Source organism: Priestia sp. P5_B4 (genome assembly GCF_056400385.1).
In genome coordinates, this window is record NZ_JBFULJ010000372.1 from 1 (window position 1) to 3,644 (window position 3,644).

Sequence of the window (3,644 nt, forward strand, 5' to 3'; positions counted from 1 at the left end):
AGAGGACCGTATAGATAATCATGACGATAATCATTGGTGTCCAAAGCTCTGTTCCAAACAAGAACCAGCCGGACTGTACGGCAAAATAGCTGTGAAGCAAGCCTAGGGTTAACGGGATGCCGAAGTTAAAAAGCTGCTTAATCATTATGCCAGTTAGTAAGTCTTTTTCGGTAAAGCCTAATTTTCTAAGAATCGTATAGTTTGGCTTTTCATCTTCACTTTCATCCATTTGTTTGAAGTAAAGAATGCACCCTGATGTGATTAAAAAGGCTAGTCCAAGGAAAGCGACAATGAACATGATTAGACCCATATTTTGTTTTTGACTCGTTGCCATTTCTATACGCGAGTTATTTAAGCTATTATCGCTAAATTTTATCTCTCCGAAAAGCTCATTTGCTTTTGGTAAGTTATCTTCATTTAATATGTCTATCCCAGTGTAGACAGAAGATTCTTTTTGAATAGAAGGATCCGCATCCTTTTTTAGCTCATTAAATACAGCATCATCTACAATGGCAGCCGGCATACCGCTTGTAAAATAGGTAGATAAGATAAATTTTCTGTTTAAACCTATAAACTTTTGCGGGACGACTTTTTTCTTTCCTTTTAGCTCAATTTGTCCGGAGTCTTTAAATGCCATTGCTTGTTGAAGCATATCATTAGAGCCGGTAAATAAAGTTTCATTTTGAGCTATGGTTACACCACTAACGGATGTTTCACTAACCATCGGAAAAATCATAGCGGACGAGTCCACCATTGGACTTTTTAGTTCATTTTCTAAGATGTTTTTTACGTTTGCTTTTACTTGGATGACGTCGATCTTTTTTTCCGTATATGCTATTTTCTTTCGATCCAGCGCGGCTTTAAACGAAGCAGCGTCTTTTGAATTATTGATAGCAAAATCGTTAGGTACATAGTCTCCAGCCGACTTTTCAGCAGAGTAATAGGAAATGTAGCTCAAGCATAAAAAACCGATAGCAAGAGCGGATACGGTTGTAATAACCGTTAGTAATAACGCGTTTGATTTCATCCGAAACATAATGGAAGAAAGAGATAATACGTCGTTAATCGTCAAGTAGCCATTTTTGCTTTTTCGCATGAGATTTAATAAAAAGCGAACTGAGCCTTTATAAAACAAATAGGTTCCGATGATAACCGAAGCTAAAATGGATACCATTGCGATAGACAAAGCATTCATGCTTGTAAAAGATCCGTCAAACAATTTAGCAGAAATATAGTAGCCTGAAGCGATAAAAATAATGCCAAGAATTCCAATAATAATTTCAAGTATACTGATTTTTTTTGTTTTGCCTTCTGTCGATGAAGTAACTCGGAATAAAGCCAAAATGGTCTGTCTTTTAATAAAAAGATAATTCATCGTCATAATCAGCAAATAGATAGCGCCGAACACAATCAGCGTTTGAATCAAGGCTTCTTCGGAAAAATGAAGCTTGGCAATGCCTTTTGTATCCGTGATTTTAAACAAAATCATAATGACCGCTTTTGAAAACGAAAACCCGATTAAAATGCCGATAATCAGTGAGGCAAAATACAACATAAAATTTTCAGCCGTCAAAATACGGAAAATTTTTGTTTTGGTCATGCCAATTAGCTGAAATAAGCCAATTTCTTTACTGCGCCGCTTAATAAAAATCGTATTTGCATATAATAGAAAGATAGAAACAATGGCTACAAGTAAAACAGAAGCGGCCCGAACCGCTGCGCCTCCTTTAATCGAACCTTTGGTTGCATCAAGAGCGGGGTCATACTGCAGCGTTACAAAAGCAAAATATAAAGCCGCGCTGAAAATTAGTGCAAAAACGTATAAATAATAATTTTTTACATTCTTTTTGAAGTTGCGGAAAATCAGCTGCTTAATGTTCATGTTGAACTCCGCCTAGCACGCCTTGCGTTTTCATAACATCGTCAAAAAAGGCTTTTTGCGTTTGATCGCCTTTGTACAGCTGCGTATAAATTTGTCCGTCTTTTATAAAAATGACTTTGCTGCAATAGCTGGCTGCCACTGGGTCATGCGTTACCATCACAATACTTGCGCTTCTTTTGTCATTAAGCTCGGTCAGTTTGTTTAGCAAATCGCTGGCCGCTTTTGAATCAAGAGCACCTGTGGGTTCATCAGCAAAAATCATGCTTGGCTCATGAATAAAGGCTCTTGCAGCGGAAGTACGCTGTTTTTGTCCTCCGGAAATTTCACTTGGATATTTATCTTTCAGCTCATAGATGCCGAGCTGTTTAGCAAGCGCGTCAAATTTTTTGTGAGCTACTGCTGAAGGAGTTTTCGCAAYGGAAAGAGGCAAGAGGATATTTTCTTTCACTGTCAGCGTATCAAGCAAGTTATAGTCTTGAAAAATAAAGCCTAAATGCGTTTTTCGGAAGTTTGCTAACTGCTTTTCTTTCATTCTGCTAATTTCATTTCCTTCGATTTTGATGGTTCCTCCGTTGATTTTATCAATGGAGGAAAGCACGTTCAGAAGAGTCGTCTTGCCTGAGCCTGAAGCGCCCATAATTCCTACAAATTCTCCTTTCATAATCGTAATATCTACGCCTTTTAACACTTCTTGTCTATTAAATTTATTTCCGTAGCTTTTATGAATATTAGTTGCTTCTAATATGTTCATATGTATTCACTCCTTTGGTCTGATACGTTTATTATAGAAAAAGGGCTTCAGCTTTTCCTTTGATTCACCGAACAAATAACGAAAGCATGTGACATTTTTGTCACATGCTTTTCATATCCACAAAATCATTTGATTTAGGAAAGGCAAGTGTAAACGTTGTGCCTTCATTAAGAGCAGACTGCACGCCAATGTGAATAGAAAGAGCGTGCGCAGCTTTTTGAGCGAGATATAAGCCCATGCCTGTAGCGCGGCTGTCTTCATGCTGCGTAGTTGAGGTGAAACCTTTCTCAAAAATGCGCGGCATATCTTGAGGAGAAATGCCCCGTCCGTTATCTTTTACCTCGATGTATACTTGACCGCGGTGCTCGTAGCTTCTAATCATCACATCAGATTCTTCACTGTACTTGACTGCGTTTGTTAACAGCTGTCTCATAATAAACGAAAGCCACTTTGCGTCACACAGTACACGTTCTGCCTGTAGGTCGACATCAAACCCAATATTTTTTTGCATGCACCAAGCTTGCAGCGTTTTGATTTCAGTGAAAATAAGAGACTCTAAATTCAGATGTTCAATATACATATCATTTTCGATAAAGAAAATGCGCTTTTGATGCAGCTGTTGATCAAGCAAAAAGTGAATGCGTAGCCACTCGAACTTCAAGTTTGCTTTAACTTCTCGATTTTCTAAGCGTTCAATTATTAAATGCATCGCAGTTAACGGCGTTTTAATTTCGTGAATCCAAGCTAACAGTTCATCTTTTTCCTGCGTCACGTGCAGCAGAGTTTGCACGCCATCTTTTTTCGCTTGTTCTAATTGTTGCATCAGGTTTCGCTGAACAATCTTTTCAAACGGACGCAGTGGATGAGAAAGAGTAGAAGAATCAAAGAAGTCTTCTTCATCTTTTAGTTTTTGATAAAATTTCGTTTCTTTCTGATAGCGGAAGACGCAGAAAATAAGAAAGATAATTGATGATAAAAACACGATATAGAGAATCGAAGACAGAGGAATAG

General features: G+C 38.0%; 3 protein-coding genes. All 3 read right to left on the reverse strand.

Features of this window, described 5'->3' with window-relative positions:
• Positions 1 to 1,882, reverse strand: a 1,882-nt coding sequence (locus AC1DRF_RS19550) for an FtsX-like permease family protein (protein WP_477741451.1), incomplete at its 3' end; no start/stop codon positions are given.
• Entirely contained in the window at positions 1,872 to 2,633 is a 762-nt protein-coding gene (locus AC1DRF_RS19555) for an ABC transporter ATP-binding protein (RefSeq protein WP_477741452.1), read from the reverse strand. The genes AC1DRF_RS19555 and AC1DRF_RS19550, both read right to left, overlap by 11 nt.
• 100 nt (positions 2,634 to 2,733) lie before the next feature.
• The coding region (locus tag AC1DRF_RS19560; protein WP_477741453.1) for a sensor histidine kinase at positions 2,734 to 3,644 on the reverse strand (911 nt) is incomplete at its 5' end.